The 17,718-nt window shown below is 69.3% G+C and carries 19 protein-coding genes; 4 read left to right on the top strand and 15 right to left on the bottom strand.

Going from position 1 to position 17,718, the window contains the following annotated elements; all coding sequences use genetic code 11:
- Window positions 1-144: 144 nt before the first annotated feature.
- A complete protein-coding gene (locus OH804_RS33810) occupies window positions 145-996 on the top strand; it encodes an ABC transporter ATP-binding protein (protein WP_406061720.1) in 852 nt (283 codons plus the stop codon).
- Entirely contained in the window at window positions 993-1,838 is an 846-nt protein-coding gene (locus tag OH804_RS33805) for an ABC transporter permease (protein WP_406061718.1), read from the top strand. Before OH804_RS33810 ends, OH804_RS33805 begins: the two co-directional genes overlap by 4 nt.
- A gap of 40 nt (window positions 1,839-1,878) precedes the next feature.
- On the opposite strand, the gene OH804_RS33800 is transcribed toward OH804_RS33805, so the two are convergent.
- Complete coding sequence (locus OH804_RS33800; protein ID WP_124773549.1) at window positions 1,879-2,727, bottom strand: 3-hydroxyacyl-CoA dehydrogenase family protein; 849 nt, start codon at window positions 2,725-2,727, stop codon at window positions 1,879-1,881.
- 100 nt (window positions 2,728-2,827) lie between these two features.
- A complete protein-coding gene (murA, locus tag OH804_RS33795) occupies window positions 2,828-4,270 on the bottom strand; it encodes a UDP-N-acetylglucosamine 1-carboxyvinyltransferase (RefSeq protein WP_196919488.1) in 1,443 nt (480 codons plus the stop codon).
- On the opposite strand from murA, the gene OH804_RS33790 reads away from it, so the two are divergent.
- On the top strand, window positions 4,269-4,841 hold the full coding sequence (locus OH804_RS33790; RefSeq protein ID WP_406061715.1) for a cob(I)yrinic acid a,c-diamide adenosyltransferase: 573 nt from the start codon (window positions 4,269-4,271) through the stop codon (window positions 4,839-4,841). The two genes, murA and OH804_RS33790, sit on opposite strands and share 2 nt — an antisense overlap.
- Before the next feature lie 383 nt (window positions 4,842-5,224).
- Here OH804_RS33790 and OH804_RS33785 read toward each other — a convergent pair whose 3' ends face one another.
- The 13 genes from OH804_RS33785 to glyA form a co-directional block, all read right to left on the bottom strand.
- Window positions 5,225-5,680, bottom strand: a complete 456-nt coding sequence (locus tag OH804_RS33785) for a DUF2550 domain-containing protein (protein ID WP_091405874.1) — start codon at window positions 5,678-5,680, stop codon at window positions 5,225-5,227.
- A gap of 12 nt (window positions 5,681-5,692) precedes the next feature.
- Window positions 5,693-5,974, bottom strand: coding sequence for a F0F1 ATP synthase subunit epsilon (locus OH804_RS33780; RefSeq protein WP_151491389.1), 282 nt, complete (start codon window positions 5,972-5,974; stop codon window positions 5,693-5,695).
- Window positions 5,975-6,062: 88 nt separating this feature from the next.
- Window positions 6,063-7,205 (bottom strand): LCP family protein, encoded by a 1,143-nt coding sequence (locus OH804_RS33775; RefSeq protein WP_196919490.1) that lies wholly within the window; start codon window positions 7,203-7,205, stop codon window positions 6,063-6,065.
- A 225-nt stretch (window positions 7,206-7,430) separates the two neighbouring features.
- Window positions 7,431-8,867: a F0F1 ATP synthase subunit beta gene (gene atpD, locus OH804_RS33770; RefSeq protein WP_196919491.1), complete on the bottom strand. Its 1,437-nt coding sequence runs from the start codon at window positions 8,865-8,867 to the stop codon at window positions 7,431-7,433.
- Window positions 8,867-9,796 (bottom strand): F0F1 ATP synthase subunit gamma, encoded by a 930-nt coding sequence (locus OH804_RS33765; RefSeq protein WP_196919492.1) that lies wholly within the window; start codon window positions 9,794-9,796, stop codon window positions 8,867-8,869. The genes atpD and OH804_RS33765 overlap by 1 nt, the downstream gene beginning before the upstream one ends.
- 4 nt (window positions 9,797-9,800) lie before the next feature.
- Window positions 9,801-11,453, bottom strand: coding sequence for a F0F1 ATP synthase subunit alpha (atpA, locus tag OH804_RS33760; protein WP_196919493.1), 1,653 nt, complete (start codon window positions 11,451-11,453; stop codon window positions 9,801-9,803).
- 140 nt (window positions 11,454-11,593) lie between these two features.
- Complete coding sequence (locus OH804_RS33755; RefSeq protein ID WP_196919494.1) at window positions 11,594-12,415, bottom strand: F0F1 ATP synthase subunit delta; 822 nt, start codon at window positions 12,413-12,415, stop codon at window positions 11,594-11,596.
- Window positions 12,415-12,954: a F0F1 ATP synthase subunit B gene (locus OH804_RS33750; RefSeq protein ID WP_196924617.1), complete on the bottom strand. Its 540-nt coding sequence runs from the start codon at window positions 12,952-12,954 to the stop codon at window positions 12,415-12,417. The genes OH804_RS33755 and OH804_RS33750 overlap by 1 nt, the downstream gene beginning before the upstream one ends.
- A 32-nt stretch (window positions 12,955-12,986) precedes the next feature.
- The gene (locus OH804_RS33745) at window positions 12,987-13,220 is read right to left on the bottom strand and encodes an ATP synthase F0 subunit C (RefSeq protein WP_091405890.1); all 234 of its coding nucleotides are present in this window, start codon (window positions 13,218-13,220) and stop codon (window positions 12,987-12,989) included.
- A 65-nt stretch (window positions 13,221-13,285) separates the two neighbouring features.
- The gene (gene atpB, locus OH804_RS33740) at window positions 13,286-14,083 is read right to left on the bottom strand and encodes a F0F1 ATP synthase subunit A (protein ID WP_091405892.1); all 798 of its coding nucleotides are present in this window, start codon (window positions 14,081-14,083) and stop codon (window positions 13,286-13,288) included.
- A gap of 11 nt (window positions 14,084-14,094) precedes the next feature.
- Window positions 14,095-14,331: an AtpZ/AtpI family protein gene (locus OH804_RS33735; RefSeq protein WP_091405894.1), complete on the bottom strand. Its 237-nt coding sequence runs from the start codon at window positions 14,329-14,331 to the stop codon at window positions 14,095-14,097.
- Window positions 14,332-14,512: 181 nt separating this feature from the next.
- Window positions 14,513-14,935 carry a hypothetical protein gene (locus tag OH804_RS33730; RefSeq protein WP_196919495.1) on the bottom strand — a complete coding sequence of 141 codons (423 nt, stop codon included), beginning with the start codon at window positions 14,933-14,935 and terminating at the stop codon, window positions 14,513-14,515.
- On the bottom strand, window positions 14,928-16,217 hold the full coding sequence (gene glyA / locus OH804_RS33725) for a serine hydroxymethyltransferase (RefSeq protein ID WP_196919496.1): 1,290 nt from the start codon (window positions 16,215-16,217) through the stop codon (window positions 14,928-14,930). Before glyA ends, OH804_RS33730 begins: the two co-directional genes overlap by 8 nt.
- Window positions 16,218-16,252: 35 nt before the next feature.
- On the opposite strand from glyA, the gene OH804_RS33720 reads away from it, so the two are divergent.
- Window positions 16,253-17,713, top strand: coding sequence for an SDR family oxidoreductase (locus OH804_RS33720; protein WP_196919497.1), 1,461 nt, complete (start codon window positions 16,253-16,255; stop codon window positions 17,711-17,713).
- Window positions 17,714-17,718: the final 5 nt, after the last annotated feature.

Raw genomic sequence — 17,718 nt, 5'->3', positions numbered from 1 at the left:
GTCTAAGTTACCGTTCAGTAAAAGAGGCTGTGGAAAACCACACAGGTCCATGTCGGGGACGTCCGGGTGCCAAGCGCCCGCAGTGGCGCGGACCGCCACACCCCGGGCACCACCCGGCCCGGGCCAGGACGCACACTGGACGGCATGGATGACGAGCTGGCCATCTCCGTCCGAGGGCTGCGCAAGGCGTACGGCGACAACGTGGCGGTGGCGGGCGTAGATCTCGACGTCCACCGCGGTGAGGTGTTCGCGTTGCTCGGCCCGAACGGCGCCGGCAAGACCACCACGGTGGAGATCCTGGAGGGTTACCGCCACCGGGATGCCGGCGAGGTCACCGTCCTCGGCGTCGACCCGGCCCAACCCGACGCCGACTGGCGGTCCCGGGTCGGCATCGTGCTCCAGGGCACCGGCGAGTTCGACGAACTGACCGTGGCCGAGGTGATCAGGCACTTCTCCGGCTTCTACCCCGGCGCGGACGACCCGGACAAGGTGATCGCGCGGGTCGGGCTGGCCGACAAGGCGAAGGCCCGGACGCACACCCTCTCCGGCGGGCAGAAACGCCGCCTGGACGTGGCCCTGGGCATCATCGGCCGCCCCGAACTGCTCTTCCTCGACGAGCCGACCACCGGCTTCGACCCGGAGGCCCGCCGCGAGTTCTGGGAGCTGATCCGCGACCTCGCCGCGGCCGGCACCACAATCGTGCTCACCACCCACTACCTGGACGAGGCCGAGTCCCTCGCCGACCGGGTCGGCGTGATCGCCGGCGGTCGGCTGGTCGAGGTGGCCGCTCCCAACCGGCTGGGCAATCGGCAGGAGGCCCTCGCGACGGTCTCCTGGCGTACCCCGGAAGGGACGCTGGAAAGCGCGCAGAGCGCGACGCCGACGGCCTTCGTGGCCGACCTCGCCGCGCGTTACGGCGGCGAGGTCCCCGGGCTCACGGTGACCCGGCCGACCCTGGAGGACGTCTACCTCACCATGATCGGACACGCGCGATGACGACCACGACGAAGCCGGCGACGCCGGTCACCGCGACCCGCGGCCGGCGGCCGGGTGCCGGCACGCTCGCCCTGCGCCAGGGTCGACTGGAGATCACCCAGTTCCTCCGCAGCCGGGAGTCCGTGGTCTTCACGATGGGCTTCCCCATCATCATGATCCTGATCTTCGCGTCGATCTTCGACGGCACGATCGGCGGCGGGGTCAAGTTCACCCAGTACTTCATCACCGGCATGATCGCGACCGGCCTGATGACAGTGAGCTTCCAGAACCTCGGCATCTGGATCCCGATCGAGCGGGATCGGGGGGTGCTCAAGCGCTACCGGGGCACGCCGATGCCGAAGTGGGTCTGGTTCGCCGGCAAAGTGATCATGGTGGTGGCGATCGGCATCGCCGAGACGGCACTGCTGCTGGCCGTCGCGGTGGCGCTGTTCGACCTCGACCTGCCGGGCACCGCGGCGAAGTGGTTCACCTTCGGCTGGGTCGCCGTGCTCGGAGTGACCGCCTGCACTCTGTGCGGCATCGCGATCTCGTCGCTGGCCCGCACCGCCCGCAGCGGCTCGGCTGTGGTCACCCCGGTCGCCCTGGTACTCCAGTTCATCTCCGGGGTGTTCTTCGTCTTCACCGACCTCCCCACCTGGATGCAGCAGGTGGCGGCGGTGTTCCCGCTCAAGTGGATGTGCCAGGGGCTGCGGTCGGTGTTCCTGCCGGAGAGCTTCGGTGCCCAGGAGCCGGGCGGCTCGTTCGAGTTGGGCCGGGTGGCGGTGGTGCTGGCCCTGTGGTGCGTGATCGGCGTGGTGCTCTGCCTGACCACCTTCCGCTGGACCACCAAGCGCGACGGCTGAGCGGCCGACCGGGGCGGGTTCCCGCCCCGGTCGCCACAACTCAGTAGGTGTAGAAGCCCTTGCCGGTCTTGCGGCCCAGGTCACCGGCGGTGACCATCCGCTGGAGCAGCTCCGGCGGGAAGAACTTCTCGTCGGCGGTGTCGGTGTAGATGTTCTTCGAGGCGTGCAGCAGCACGTCCACGCCGGTCAGGTCGGTGGTGGCCAGCGGGCCCATCGCATGCCCGAAGCCCAGCCGGCAGGCGGTGTCCAGGTCCTCGGCGGACACCACCCCGGACTCGACCAGCTTGACCGCCTCCATCACCAGGGCGGAGATCAGCCGGGTCGTGACGAAGCCGGCGATGTCCCGGTTGACCACCACGACCGTCTTGCCGATCTCCTCGGCGAAGACCCGCGCGGTGTCCAGCGTGGCGTCGCTGGTCTTGTAACCGCGCACCAGTTCGCAGAGCTGCATCATCGGCACCGGGGAGAAGAAGTGGGTTCCGACGACCGCCTCGGGCCGCTCGGTCACCGCGGCGATCTGGGTGACCGGGATGGCCGAGGTGTTCGTGGCGAGCACCGCGTCCGACTTGCAGATCTTGTCCAGGGCGCGGAACACCTCGTGCTTGATCTCCAGCCGCTCGAAGACCGCCTCGACCACGATGTCCGCGTCCGCCGCCGCCTCCAGGTCGGTGGTCGGGGTGATCCGAGCCAGCGTCGCCTCGACCTCGGACGCCTCGATCTTGCCCTTCTCGGCGAACTTCTCCAGTGACTTCCGAATGCCGCCGAGACCCCGGGTGGTGGCCGCGTCGTCCAGGTCGCGCAGCGTCACCTGCCAGCCCGCCTGCGCCGCCACCTGGGCGATGCCGGAACCCATCAACCCGGCCCCGACGACCGCGAGTCGACCCGCCATCTGCTTCTCCCTCGCTGCGATTGAGTGCCTGCCTGCACCCTAGTCGGCGAGCCTGAACGATGGCTAAGTGGCGGTCGGGCCGGGGTCGCGGGGACCGGCCTCAGATCTCCAGTGCCGGCTCCTCCGGCGTGGTGCCCCGCTCGACCGCCACCCCGAGCGCACGCAGGTCGGCCACGAAGTCCGGGTAGCCCCGGTCGACGTGGTGCACGTGGGAGACCTCGGTGACCCCCTCCGCGCAGAGCCCGGCGATGATCAACCCTGCTCCGGCCCGGATGTCGGTGGCCCGCACCGGGGCACCGGAGAGCCGGCCCCGTCCCCGGACCACAGCGTGATGCCCATCGGTCTTGATGTCCGCGCCGAGCCGCATCATCTCGTTGGCGAACATGAAGCGACCGTCGAAGATGTTCTCGGTGATCAGGGAGGCGCCGTCGCTGACGGCCGCCAGCCCGATCGCCATCGGCAGCAGGTCGGTGGCGAAGCCGGGGTACGGCAGCGTCACCACGTCCACCGCCCGGGGTCGGTCGTCCATCCGTACCCGGAAGCCGTCCCCCCGGGTCTCCACCAGCCCGCCGGCGGCCACCACCTTGTCCAGGGCGACCTCCAGGAAGGCCGGGTCCAGCCCGGTCACTGTCACGTCGCCCCGGGTCATCGCCGCGCCGAACGCCCAGGTGCCGGCGACGATCCGGTCCCCCACAGTGGCGTGGCGCACCGGACGCAGACCGGGCACACCGGTGATCCGCAACGTGGACGTGCCCGCGCCGACGATGCGCGCGCCCATCTGGTTGAGCATCGTGCAGATGTCGACGATCTCCGGCTCCCGGGCCGCGTTGTCGATCATCGTGGTGCCCTGGGCCAGCACCGCCGCCATCACCAGGTTCTCGGTCGCGCCGACGCTGGGGAAGTCCAGCACGATGTCCGCGCCCCGCAGCCCGTGCGGGGCGGAGGCGATCACGAACCCGTGCTCACCGGAGATCTCCGCGCCCATCCGGGTCAGACCGGAGATGTGCATGTCCAACCCCCGCGACCCGATCGCGTCACCACCGGGATGGGCCACCCGCACGTACCCCCGACGGGCCAGCAGTGGGCCGAGCACGCAGATCGACGCGCGCAGCCGTCGGACCAGGTCGTAGTCGGCCTCCGCGCCCGGCTGCTCGGGTACGTCGATCGTCACCGACCGGGACCGGGCCACACCGCCCCGGGCGACCATCGGGTCCACCGGGTCGTCCGCGTCGAACTGGACGTCGCAGCCCAGCCGACGCAGCACCTCCCCCATGATCGCGATGTCGGTGATCCGGGGGACGTTGGTGATCACGCTGCGGCCCGGCGCGAGCAGCGCGGCGGCCATCAGCTTCAACGCCGAGTTCTTGGCACCGACCACGTGCACGGTGCCAGCCAACCGGGCGTCACCGCGGACCCGGATGACGTCGACATCGTTTACCGCAGGATCGCCGGCATCGCCGGGGCCCACCACCACCGGCCAGCCGGCGGTGCTGTCCGGCCGCGCCGGGATCGTCAGGTCGGGAATCCGTAGGCTGTGCGTCATGGCCGTCCACCTCACGCGCATCTACACCAAGGCCGGCGACGCCGGCATGACCAGGCTGAGCAACAACGAGCAGGTGCCGAAGACCGATCCACGGATCGCCGCGTACGCGGATGTCGACGAGTGCAACGCGGCGATCGGCGTCGCGCTCGCGCTGGGGAACCTCGACGAGGAGCTTCGCGGCGTGCTGGCGTCGGTGCAGAACGACCTGTTCGACGTCGGCGCCGACCTGTCCACCCCTGTCGAGCCGGAGCCGAAGTACCCGCCGCTGCGGGTCACCGAGGAGTACGTCGAGCGCCTGGAGGGCTGGTGCGACGAGTACAACGCACGCCTGAGCAAGCTCGACTCCTTCATCCTCCCCGGCGGCACCGCAGGCGCGGCGCTGCTGCACGTGGCGCGGACCGTCGCCCGGCGTGCCGAACGGGCAGCGTGGGCGCTGGTCAGCCACGATCCGGAACGAACCAGCACGCTCCCGGCAAAGTATCTCAACCGGCTCTCCGATCTGCTCTTTATCCTGTCAAGAACGGCAAATCCGGCAGGAGATGTGCTATGGGTGCCGGGCGGCAAGCGCTGAACGTCGGCGCTCCGCACCACGTCGAGGTATGCGTTCCCACTCTGCCCGCCACCACGCGTAGCCAAGCCGTGATCCACTCGGCCGAGTCAGGCTGACCAACGCCGCGCCAGCTCTCGCCGCCCCCGTGATCGACTCGGGCTCATGAAAACCGGGGCATCCCCACCAGCAGGACACCCCGAATTCAAGAAACCCGAGTCGATCAACTCGAAAAGGCGAAACCCCGCTGCACCGGCAACGGCAGGTGATCAAAGCCCGCGCCGAACCGGCAGACAGTGCCCAACGAAGGGTTTCCGGGGGAGCCCGCCCGGCGCAGGGATCAAGCCTGACCGCCCGGAGCCGGGCGGGCTCCCCCGGAAACCCAGAAGAGCAACCACAGACGAAGATCAGGCAGCCGGCCAGTCCTGGGAGGCCATACGCGGCGAGACCGCCCCCGGAGGGGCGGCCTCAAGCCAGGAGAGGAAACCGGTCACTGTCGATCGCGCCATGGCGATCTCCACCGGTGCGTGGTTACTGGTACAGCGGAGGATCACCCAGTCGGCCGGCATGGAGAACCGTTCCTGACCTTCGGGCAACCGGCGGCGCTCCACGGCCAGCCCCTTGCGGGAGAGCACCCGCTTGGGCCGGATCGCGAAGCTGAACATCCGGTACCAGCGCAGCTCGTCACCGGCGAACCGGCCGAAGCCGGGCGACCAGCCGCGGCCGTCGAGCATGGTGGAGACCCGTACGCTGAGCCGGATGATGCCACCGCTGCGGGTGACCAGAGCTCGCCGGACGAAGAGGATCAGAAGCGCGCCGAGGATGACGACGACGCCGATTCCGAATCCTTCGACGATCTCCATCCCCGGTGTGGCTCAGCGGCTCGGCGCGGAGACCGGGGTTGCGCTCTCGGCCAGCACGGTGACACCGTCGGCGCTCACCGAGAGGAAGCCGCCGGCCACCTCGTATGCGACCTGCTCGCCGCCGGCAAGCTTGATGCGTACCTGGCCGGGCTCGGCGAGCTGGCCGAGCAGCGGCGCGTGCCCCGGCAGGACACCGAGCTCGCCTTCGGTCGTCCGGGCGACGACCATTTCGGCGTCACCGGACCAGACCTTCTCCTCGACGGCGACGAGCTCGACGTGAAGCTGCTGTGCCACGCTGTCTCCTTGCTGCGGCTACGGATTGCCGAAAGTCTAGCCTGACGACGCGGCCCGCCCAACGCGGGTCGGGACAACGGCGCCCTGGCTACTTGGTCTTGTTCACGAATTCCGGGTGCTCGAGCAGGAACGGGTCGAGTTGCTCGTTGTGCAGGGCGGTGAAGAAGTCCGGGACCCCCTCCTGGAACTGCTCGCCCAGGTACTTCTTACCGTCGAAGACTCCACCACCGGGGAGCTTGATCATCTCGATCGTGTTCGGCCGGATGTCCTTCAGGGCGAGCCCGAAGTCGACCACGCTGTTGCCCCGGCCGTTGAAGATCAGTGACTGGCCGGCGGCACGGAGCACCTTGTCCAGCTTGATCGGGTTGGACACCACGTCGGCGCTGAACGCCTGGCCGACCATCGCCTTGACGAACTGCTGCTGGTGCCGCTGCCGGCCGTAGTCGGAATCCGGGACACCGTTCTTCGGGTAGCGCTGGCGGACGTAGTCCAACGCCTGCCACCCACTCAGGTGCCGGTTGCCCTTCTTGTAGAGCGCCTGCGGGCCGACGTAGCCCTCACCACGGGTGTTGCCCGGGCGCGGCTTGCCGTCGGGCTGCTTGTGCTCGGACTTCACGTCGCGCTCGATGTACATGTCGACACCACCCATGGCGTCGACGATCTTCTGGAAGCCGGTGAAGTTGATGATCGCACCAGCGTCGAAGCGCTTGATGCCTGTCACCTTCTGCACCGTGGTGGCCAGCAGTTCGAAGCCCCGGGCCGCGTCGGGGTTGGCCCCCGGCACCTTGCTGCCGAACGACATCGCGGCGTTGATCTTCGTGGTCTCGCCCGGGAAGTTGGCCTTCTTGAACTCCGGGATGTGCACGTAGAGGTCACGTGGCAGCGAGAACAGGTAGGCCCGGTCCATCGAGGCCGGCACGTGCAGCACCATGATCGAGTCGGCCAGTGGCGCGGCCGTCGGCGTACGCGGGTCGATACCGACGAGCAGGATGTTGAGCGGGCCCTTGATGTCGCTCTTCTTCGCCTGGGCGCCCGCGGCCTGGTCCCCGAAGAGGTCGGCCTTGCCGACGGACCCCTCGTAGCGGGCCATCAGCACCTCGGTGCCGACCAGCACCGCGCCGCTGAGCACGGCCAGCACGGTGCCGAACACCGTGCAGATCCTGGCCCACCGCGGCACGCCTCGCCAGATGGACGGCTTGCGGCCCCTCTTGCCGGCCTTACCCACGAGCATCTCCGTTCGTTACGCCCACGACGAGGAAGACGGGCGCACGTCGTCGAAAGGTTGCAAAGATCAACGCTCGTTCAGGTGAGCGCGCGGAACGAACCGTATCTCGGGAGCCTTGGGAGCGACGACCACGAGTAACGGACCGCGACGATGGTAAGACGCGAACATGAACAAAAGACTGCCCCGGCATTGCCGGGGCAGTCTTTTTGCTACGGATTGGATGGGGACTTGTCAGTCCTTCATCAGCTCCTCAGCCTTGCGCTCCAGGTCCTCGAGACCGCCGCACATGAAGAACGCCTGCTCGGGGAAGTGATCGTACTCACCCTCGCTGATCTTGCGGAACGCCTCAATGGTCTCCTTGATCGGGACCGTCGAGCCCGGCACGCCGGTGAACTGCTCCGCAGCGTAGGTGTTCTGCGAGAGGAAACGCTCGATCCGCCGGGCGCGAGCCACGGTGATCTTGTCTTCCTCGGAGAGCTCCTCGATACCGAGGATGGCGATGATGTCCTGCAGGTCGCGGTAGCGCTGCAGAATCCGCTTCACCTCGGTCGCGACCTGGAAGTGCTCCTGGCCGACGAACTCCGGCGCGAGGATCCGGGACGAGGACGCCAGCGGGTCAACCGCCGGGTAGATGCCCTTGTCGGAGATCGACCGCTCCAGGTTGGTGGTCGCGTCCAGGTGGGCGAACGTGGTGGCCGGGGCGGGGTCGGTGTAGTCGTCCGCCGGCACGTAGATCGCCTGCATCGAGGTGATGGCCTGGCCCCGGACGGAGGTGATCCGCTCCTGGAGCTCGCCCATCTCGTCGGCCAGGGTCGGCTGGTAACCCACGGCGCTCGGCATACGGCCGAGCAGGGTGGACACCTCAGAACCGGCCTGCGTGAAGCGGAAGATGTTGTCGATGAAGAGCAGCACCTCCTGCTTCTTCACGTCCCGGAAGTACTCGGCCATGGTCAGCGCGGAGAGCGCCACCCGCAGCCGGGTGCCCGGCGGCTCGTCCATCTGGCCGTAGACCAGCGCGGTCTTGTCGATGACGCCGGACTCGGTCATCTCGGCGATGAGGTCGTTGCCCTCACGGGTGCGCTCACCCACGCCGGCGAACACCGAGGTACCACCGAAGTTGCGGGCAACACGGGTGATCATCTCCTGGATGAGCACCGTCTTGCCCACGCCCGCGCCGCCGAACAGGCCGATCTTGCCGCCCTTGACGTACGGGGCGAGCAGGTCGATCACCTTGATGCCGGTCTCCAGCATCTCGGTCTTCGGCTCCAGGTCGGCGAAGGCCGGAGCCTTGCGGTGGATACCCCACCGGTCGTCGGCCTCGAACGTCTCGCCCTCTTTGAGGTTGAGCACCTCGCCGATCGCGTTGAACACGTGGCCCTTGACCGCGTCGCCCACCGGCACACTGATCGGCTCGCCGAGGTCACGCACCTCCGCGCCGCGAACCAGGCCGTCGGTCGGCTGCATCGAGATGGCACGGACCAGGTTGTCACCCAGGTGCTGGGCAACCTCCAGGGTCAGCGTCTTCTCACCGCCGGACAGGTTCACCTTGACGTTGAGGGCGTTGAACAGGGCCGGCATGGCGTCGCGCGGGAACTCGGCGTCGACGACCGGGCCGATGACCCGGACCACGCGACCCGTGGCCGTCTTGGTCTCTACTGGTGCAGTCATCACACTTCACTTCCCGACGCGGCCAGCGCGTTGGCGCCGCCGACGATCTCGCTGATCTCCTGGGTGATCCCGGCCTGGCGAGCCGAGTTCATCTCGCGCGTGTACTTCTCGATCATCTCTTCGGCGTTGTCGGTGGCGCTCTTCATCGCCCGCCGCCGTGCCGCCGACTCACTCGCCGCCGACTCGATCAACGCCGCGTAGATCCGCGTGTTGATGTACCTCGGCAGGAGCGCGTCGAGCAGCGCCTCCGCCTCCGGCTCGAACTCGTACGCCGGCAGCAACCCCTCGGAGCGCGGCCGGTCCTCCACCTGCATCGGACCGATGACCTTGGTAACCGGGTTCTGCGTCATGAGCGAGTGGAACTCGGTGTAGACGATGTGCAACTCGTCGACGCCGAGCACCCCGTCCGCTCCGGCGCCGCCGTCGACGTCGTCCGCACCGGCCGTGAACGCCTTGATCAGCGTCTCACCAACGGTACGTGCGTCCTCGAACGACGGCTGCTCGCTGAAGCCGGTCCAGTTCGCCTCGATCGGCCGGTTGCGGAACCGGTAGAACCCGACGCCCTTACGTCCGATGACGTAGAGCACCGGCTCCTTGCCGTCCGCCTTGAGCCGCGCGATCAGCGACTCCGCCATCCTGATCGCGTTGGAGCTGTAGCCGCCGGCCAGACCACGGTCACTGGTGACCAACAGGACGCCCGCCCGCCGCACCCGCTCGCGCGGGGTGAGCAACGGGTGGTCGATCCGCGCGTTGGACGCCAGCGCCGTGAGCACGCCGGTGATGGCCTGGGCGTACGGCAGGGACGCCTGCACCCGGGCCTGAGCCTTGGCGATCCGGCTCGTCGCCACGAGCTCCATCGCCTTGGTGATCTTCTTCATCGACTTCGCCGAGCGGATCCGTTGACGAAGAACGCGTACCTGGGCCGCCACGGGATCAGCTCTCGGCCGGGCGGTCGGTCGCGCTGTCGCGGAAGCGGGTCACCGTCTCGCGGTTCTCGTCGCCCTCCAGCGGCGCGGCCGGCGCGTCGTTGACCTTGCGCTCGTCGTCCTTGTTGAGGAAGACCTGCTTGAACTCGGCGATCGCCCCGTCCAGCGAACCGACGATGTCGTCGCCCCACTGGTTGTCGGCGATACCGGCCAGCACACCCTGGTGCTTGTGCCGCAGGTACTGGAGGAACTCCGCCTCGAAGCGCCGAACGTCGCCCACCGGGATGTCGTCCAGCTTGCCCTCGACGCCGGCCCAGACCGAGACGACCTCCTGCTCGACCGGGAACGGCGAGTAGTTCGGCTGCTTGAGCAGCTCGACGAGGCGGACGCCGCGGTCGAGCTGGGCGCGAGAGGCCCGGTCCAGGTCGGAGGCGAAGGCGGCGAACGCCTCCAGCTCGCGGTACTGCGCGAGGTTGAGCCGCAGCGAACCGGCGACCTTGCGCATCGGCTTCACCTGCGCGGCGCCACCGACCCGGGAGACCGAGGTGCCGACGTTGATCGCCGGACGGACGCCCTGGTTGAACAGGTCGGTCTCCAGGAAGATCTGACCGTCGGTGATCGAGATGACGTTGGTCGGGATGAAGGCCGAGATGTCGTTGGCCTTCGTCTCGATGATCGGCAGACCGGTCATCGAGCCGCCACCCAGCTCGTCGGAGAGCTTCGCGCAGCGCTCCAGCAGGCGGGAGTGCAGGTAGAAGACGTCACCCGGGTACGCCTCACGGCCCGGCGGGCGACGCAGCAGCAGCGACACGGCCCGGTACGCCTCAGCCTGCTTGCTCAGGTCGTCGAAGACGATCAGAACGTGCTTGCCGCCGTACATCCAGTGCTGCCCGATGGACGAGCCGGTGTACGGGGCGAGGTACTTGAAGCCGGCCGGGTCGGACGCCGGCGAGGCGACGATGGTGGTGTATTCCATCGCGCCCGCCTCCTCGAGCTGCCCCTTGATCGAGGCGATCGTGGAGGCCTTCTGGCCGATGGCGACGTAGATGCAGCGGACCTGCTTCTTCGGGTCGCCGGTGCGCCAGTTGTCCCGCTGGTTGAGGATCGCGTCCAGGGCGACAGTGGTCTTACCGGTCTTCCGGTCACCGATGATCAGCTGTCGCTGGCCCCGACCGATCGGGGTCATCGCGTCGATCGCCTTGATGCCGGTCTGCAGCGGCTCGAACACCGACTGCCGGGACATCACGTTCGGAGCCTGCAGCTCCAACTCGCGGAAACCCTCGTTGGCGATGTCACCGAGCCCGTCGATCGGCTTGCCGAGCGCGTCGACCACGCGGCCGAGGAAGGCGTCGCCGACCGGAACGGAGAGAACCCGCTCGGTGCGCTTGACGCGCTGCCCCTCCTCCAGCTTGGCGGAGTCACCGAGAACGACGACACCGATCTCCCGGACGTCGAGGTTCAACGCCACGCCGAGCGTGCCGTCCTCGAACTCCAGGAGTTCGTTGGTCATGGTCGAAGGCAGGCCCTCGACGTGGGCGATACCGTCACCGGTGTCAGCGACGGTGCCGACCTCCTCGCGGGAGACGTCGGACGAGTAGGAAGAGACGTAGCGCTCCAGGGCGCCGCGGATCTCCTCCGTCGAGATGGTCAGCTCGGCCATCCTCTGCTTCCTTAAAATTCAGGGGCCCGGGATACCTAGTACCGACCGGTCCGAATGGCGTCTGTCATTCCGGGCGCTGGCGGTCCAGCCACCCTGACGCTGGGCGGCGGAGCCGCTCAGCCGCGGGGCGGCGAAGCCGATCAGCGCTTCGCGAGCGCGTTGCGGGTCTCGTTGAGGCGGCGCAGGATGGTGCCGTCGTACAGGTCGGAACCGACCCGCACGCTCACGCCACCCAGGACGTGGGGGTCCACCGTCTGCTTGACGGAGACCTCCCGACCGTATATCGCGCTGAGGCTCGCACCCAGCCGGCGCTCGTCCTCGTCACTCAACGGGGCCGCGACGGTCACGTACGCCACCTGCCGGTCACGTCGCTCGGCGGCGAGTTCCACCAGCCGGGTGAGCGCGCCGGTGAAGGAGCGCCCCCCGTACCCGCCGAGTGCGACCTCGACGAGGCGGACGGTGACCGGACGGGCCTTGTCGGCGAGCAGCTCGCGGGCCAGGGTGGCCCGCTGCTCGACCGGGGCGACCGGGTCGGCGAGCGTGTTGCTCAGCGCCGACTGACCGGCCACGACCTGACCGAAGCGGAACAGCTCGTCCTCGACCTCGCCCAGCTCGCCGGCCTTGTCGGCACTGGCGAGCAGCGCCTCCACGCCCAGCCGCTCGGCGCCGTCGAGCAGCTCCGACGGTGCCGACCACCGGCCGGAGACGAGCGACACGAGCAGGTCGAGCGCGTCCGCGCCGATCCGCCCGCCCAGCATGTCGCCGAGCAGAGCGCCGCGGTCCTCGCCGGACCGGGACGGCTCGGAGAGTGCCCGGCGCAGCCGCGGCTCACGCCGCAGCAGGGTCGCCACGGAGAGGATGGCGTCGGCGGTGGAGGCCACCGCCGACGGCTCCGCGCCGCGGACGTACGCGTCGAGGCGCTCGGCCGCGACCTTGTACGACTCCCGGCTGGCGGCCTGCATCAGCGGGCCCCCGTGCTCTCGAGACCGCTCAGGAACCGGTCGACGGTGCCCTTACGCCGCGCCTCGTCGGCCAGCGACTCGCCAACGATCTTGCTGGCCAGGTCCACCGCGATCGTGCCGACCTCCGTGCGCAGCTCGCGCACGATGGTGGCCCGCTCGGCGGCGAGCGCGTCCTTGCCCGCCTGGATGACCCGGTCGGACTCTTCCCGCGCCTTGGCGAGGATGTCCTGCCGGATGCCCTCGGCGTCGGCCCGCGCGTCGTCACGGATCTTGGCGGCGTCGGTCCGGGCCTCAGCGAGCTGGGCACGGTACTGCTCGAGCAGCTGGTTCGCCTCGGCCTGAGCGGCCTCGGCGCGCTTGATGCCGCCCTCGATCGCGTCGACCCGAGCCTGGAACGTCTGCTCCATGCGCGGGAAGACGAACTTCATCAGGACGAAGCAGAGCACGGCGAAGGCGACCGTGCCGACCACGATCTCCTGCCAGATCGGAATGATCGGGTTGTGGTCTGACTCACCACCCTCGGCGGCGAGGAGGAACAACATGGGTGACCTCCCGGTCGGAAGGGGCGGAATCAGCCGGCCCAGATGAAGCCGAAGGCGATGCCGAACAGCGCGAGCGCCTCGATGACGGCGAAGCCGATCCAGACGTACGGCAGGGTCATGCGCGACGACTCGGGCTGCCGGGCGGTCGACTGGATGTAGGCGGCGAAGACCAGGCCAACGCCGATGCCCGGGCCGATGGCGGCGAGACCGTAGCCGATGGCAGCGGTGCTACCGGTGACCTCGGCGAGAACGCTAGCGTCCATTGGTGTGGTTCCTCCTGGTTATCACGCGTGACTCTCACGCGGGACGACAACGGTTGGTGCGTGGATCAGTGCTCTTCGGCGAGCGCACCCTGGATGTAGCTGGCGCTCAGCACGGTGAAGACGTAGGCCTGCAGGACGATGACCAGCGCCTCGAGGAGCGTCAGCGCCACCGTCATCACCCAGGAGACCACCGAGATCGGCGCCAACCAGGCGTTGGCGTTGAGCATCGCGAAGCCGCCGAGCGTGAAGACCAGCAGGAGCATGTGGCCGGCGAACATGTTCGCGAAGAGACGGACGGCCAGCGAGAACGGCCGGATGATGAAGGTCGAGAACGCCTCGATCGGGATCAGCAGCGGCAGGATGTACCACGGTGCCGGCGGGATCAGGGCGTGCTTGAAGTATTTGCCGAAGCCGTGGTGCCGGATGCCGATGTAGTTGAACAGCACGTAGCTGATCACCGCGAGGATCGCCGGGAAGGCGATGTGCGAGTTCGGCGAGATCTGGAAGAGCGGAATGATCGCGAACGCGTTCGTCAGCAGCACGAAGCAGAACAGCGTCGTGAAGTACGGAGCGAACCGCACGCCCTGGTGACCGATCATGTCGACCGAGATGTTGTTCCGGACGAAGCCGTAGATCGACTCGGCGAACCACTGCTTCTTGGTCGGCACCAGCTTCGGGTTCCGATAGGTCGCCAGGAAGAAGATGATCAGAACGCCGACCGCGATCCAGATCATCAGCGTGAACTTGGTGAACCACGGAGCGTTCTCCACACCCCAGGGCGCGATCGCGGGCAGGTAGAAGTCGTCCACACTGGGTGGGAATGCCGCCTGGCCCGCTGCCAGAACGTTCGCCTGTCCGAACACCGTGTCCCTTCCTAAGTAGGCGTGCCGAGCCGACGGACGACGAGGATGATGCCCCCGGTCACGCCGAGCACGACGCCGATCCCGGTGGCGACGCCACCGGTATCGAGCCACTGGTCGACCAGCCAGCCGATGAAACCCCACACAAGCATTCCTCCGATGAGGTAGCTGAGCGCGGTCCAACCCTGACCGGCGCCGGACGGATAATCGTCCGGTTCACCGGCGGGACGGGGGGTTTGGTCACCAGCCATGACGGGGCGAACGATATCAGCCGGGAAGACGAGGCTGTGCCTCACCCCCCGCACAACCGTCGTTGTGTGGGCTTCTCGTGGGCGCCGTCGTCTGTGGGCACGCTACTCCCCTTCCGCCCGTCGGAAAATGACCGGAGGCCGACACATTGCGGCGCGTCCGCTGGTTGGGACGACCGCCAGGTCAGCCGCGCGGCCGGCGAGCGTGCACCGTGGTCAGCCACCAGAGGTGCACCGCTGTCCACACTGCCACCCCGGCGACGATGCCGAGGCAAAGAGGGATCAACCCGGGCCAGCCAGTCGACGCCACCGCCACCAGCACCGCACCCAGCAGGCTGAACTTCAGCACGTACAGGCCCAGGCCAAGCGGCAGCAGCAGCTGCGGGTTGACCTGGTCGGCCCGGGCCAGCACCACAGTGGTGAGGGTGTAGCTGAGCACCGTGACGCCCACACCGGCCGCCGCGCCGAGCGCGGCCGTCACGCCGCCGGTCACCCCACCCACCACGGCGGCGACCACGGCGAGCGCCGCCGACGCGCCCAACAGCACCGGCAGGTGCCGCAGCCGCCACCGGTCGGTGTCCGGCGCGACCACCCCGGGCTCAGCCACGGGGGTACGCCGGGAACGCCGCGACCAGCTCGGACACCTCGGCACCCAGCCGGGTCAGCTCGTCGGCCCCGCCGGGAGCGCCGGGATCGGTGCGCACCGCACGGGCGATCAGCGTCGCCACCTGGCGCAGCTCGCCCTCGCGCATCCCCTGGGTGGTGACGCTCGGGGTGCCCACCCGGATGCCGGAGGCCACCATCGGCGGCTGCGGGTCGTACGGGATGGCGTTCTTGTTCAGGGTGATCGACGCGGCGTCGCAGCGGCGCTCGGCCTCGGCGCCGGTCACCCCCAGCTCCCGCAGGTCGATCAGGGCGAGGTGGGTGTCGGTGCCACCGGAGACCGGGCGCATCCCCTCGTCGGCCAGCCCGGCGGCGAGCGCCTGGGCGTTGCTGACCACCTGCCGGGCGTACGTCTGGAACTCCGGCTGGGCGGCCTCGCGCAACGCGACCGCCTTGGCCGCTACCGCGTGCATCAGCGGGCCGCCCTGGGTGAACGGGAAGACCGCCTTGTCGATCCGCTGGGCCAGCGACTCACGGCACAGGATCATGCCGCCGCGCGGCCCGCGCAGCACCTTGTGGGTGGTGGCGCAGACGACGTCGGCGTACGGCACCGGGGACGGGATCGCCCGACCGGCGACCAGGCCGATGAAGTGCGCCGCGTCCACCATCAGGTACGCGCCGACCTCGTCGGCGATCTCCCGGAACCGCGCGAAGTCGATCAGGCGCGGGTACGCGGTGGCCCCACAGATGATCAGCTTGGGTCGGTGCGCCCGCGCCAGGTCCCGTACCTCGTCGTAGTCGATCTGCTCGGTGTCCGGCCGGACCGGGTAGCCGACCGGGTGGAACCACTTGCCGGAGAAGTTCACCCGGCTGCCGTGGGTGAGGTGCCCGCCGTGCGGCAGGTCCATCGCCAACACCGTGTCCCCCGGCTGCACCAACGCGGCGTACGCGGCCAGGTTCGCGCTCGCCCCCGAGTGCGGCTGGAGGTTGGCGTGCTCGGCCCCGAAGAGCTCCTTGGCCCGGGCGATGCCGATCTCCTCAGCCCGGTCGACCTCGGCGCAGCCGCCGTAGTAGCGCCGGCCCGGGTACCCCTCGGCGTACTTGTTGGTGAGCGTCGAGCCGAGCGCCGCCAGCACCGCCGGCGAGGTCAGGTTCTCGCTGGCGATCAGCTGCAGGCCGCCGCGCAACCGGTCCAGCTCGCCGAGGACCACCCCGGCGATCTCCGGATCAGTGGCCCTGAGCTGCGCGAAATCCGGCCCCCAGAAGGTGCTCGTCTCGGTCTCCACAGCAAACGAGTCTAGGGGGCCGCAGACTGGGACCTGTGAGATGCCTCGTCACCGGAGCGACCGGCTACATCGGCGGGCGGCTGACGCCTTTGCTGCTCGCCGACGGGCACACAGTGCGCTGCCTCGCCCGCAAGGCGGTGCGGCTGCGCGACGTGCCCTGGGCCTCGGCGGCCGAGATCGTCGAGGGAGACCTGAGCCGGCCGGAGACGCTGGCCGCCGCGTTCGCCGACGTGGACGTCGCGTACTTCCTGGTGCACTCACTGGGTCGGCCCGACTTCGAGGCCGCCGACCGGACGGCGGCGACCAACTTCGCGGCGGCGGCCAGCGCGGCCGGCGTACGGCGGATCGTCTACCTGGGCGGTCCACTGCCGGCGACCGACGCGGTCCCCTCGCCGCACCTGCGCTCCCGGGCCGAGGTGGGCCGGATCCTGCTGGCCAGCGGGGTGCCCACGGCGGTGCTCCGCGCCGCGGTGATCATCGGCTCCGGTTCGGCGTCGTTCGAGATGCTGCGGTATCTGACCGAGCGGCTGCCCGCCATGATCACGCCACGCTGGGTGCGCAACCGGATCCAGCCGATCGCCGTCCGCGACGTGCTGAGCTACCTGGTCGGCTGCACCACCCTGCCGGCGGAGGTCAACCGGGGCTTCGACATCGGCGGGCCGGACGTGCTCACCTTCCGCGAGATGATGCAGCGCTACGCCCGGGTGGCCGGGCTGCGCCGGCGGATCATCGTGCCGGTCCGGGCGCTCACCCCGTCGCTCTCCTCGCACTGGGTCGGCCTGATCACCCCGGTGCCGAACAAGATCGCCCGCCCGCTGGTGGAGAGCCTGATCCAGGAGGCGGTAGCGGACGAACACGACATCGCCCGCTACGTCCCCGACCCGCCGGGCGGGCTGACCGGCTTCGACGACGCGGTGGCGTTGGCGCTGACCAAGGTGCGCGACGCCCAGGTGGAGACCCGCTGGTCCACCGCAAGCGGCCCGGACGCCCCCGCCGAACCACTGCCCACCGACCCGGTGTGGTCCGGTGGCACCGCCTACACCGACGTCCGGGAGCGGACGGTGGACGCACCACCAGCGGCGCTCTGGCGGGTCGTCGAGGGCGTCGGCGGCGAACACGGCTGGTACTCGTTCCCCCTCGCCTGGTCGATCCGCGGCTGGCTGGACCGGCTGGTCGGCGGCGTCGGCCTGCGGCGGGGTCGACGAGACCCACACCGCCTCCAGGTCGGCGAGGCGCTGGACTTCTGGCGGGTCGAGGAGATCGTCCCGGGCGAGCTGCTGCGACTGCGCGCCGAGATGCGGCTGCCCGGCCGGGCCTGGCTGGAGATGCGGGTGCTGCCGGCCGACGACGGCCGCAGCCGCTACCAGCAACGCGCCGTCTTCCTGCCGCGCGGTCTGCCGGGGCACGCCTACTGGAAGTCGGTGGCACCGTTCCACGCGGTGGTCTTCGGCGGAATGGCCCGCAACATAGCTCGCAACGCCGAACAGACCCGCTGACCGCA

Source organism: Micromonospora sp. NBC_00860 (assembly GCF_045207375.1).
In the GTDB taxonomy this organism is placed as follows: domain Bacteria; phylum Actinomycetota; class Actinomycetes; order Mycobacteriales; family Micromonosporaceae; genus Micromonospora; species Micromonospora vinacea.
The sequence above is the reverse complement of the archived record's forward strand: the minus strand, read 5'-3'. Positions and strand labels throughout refer to the sequence as shown.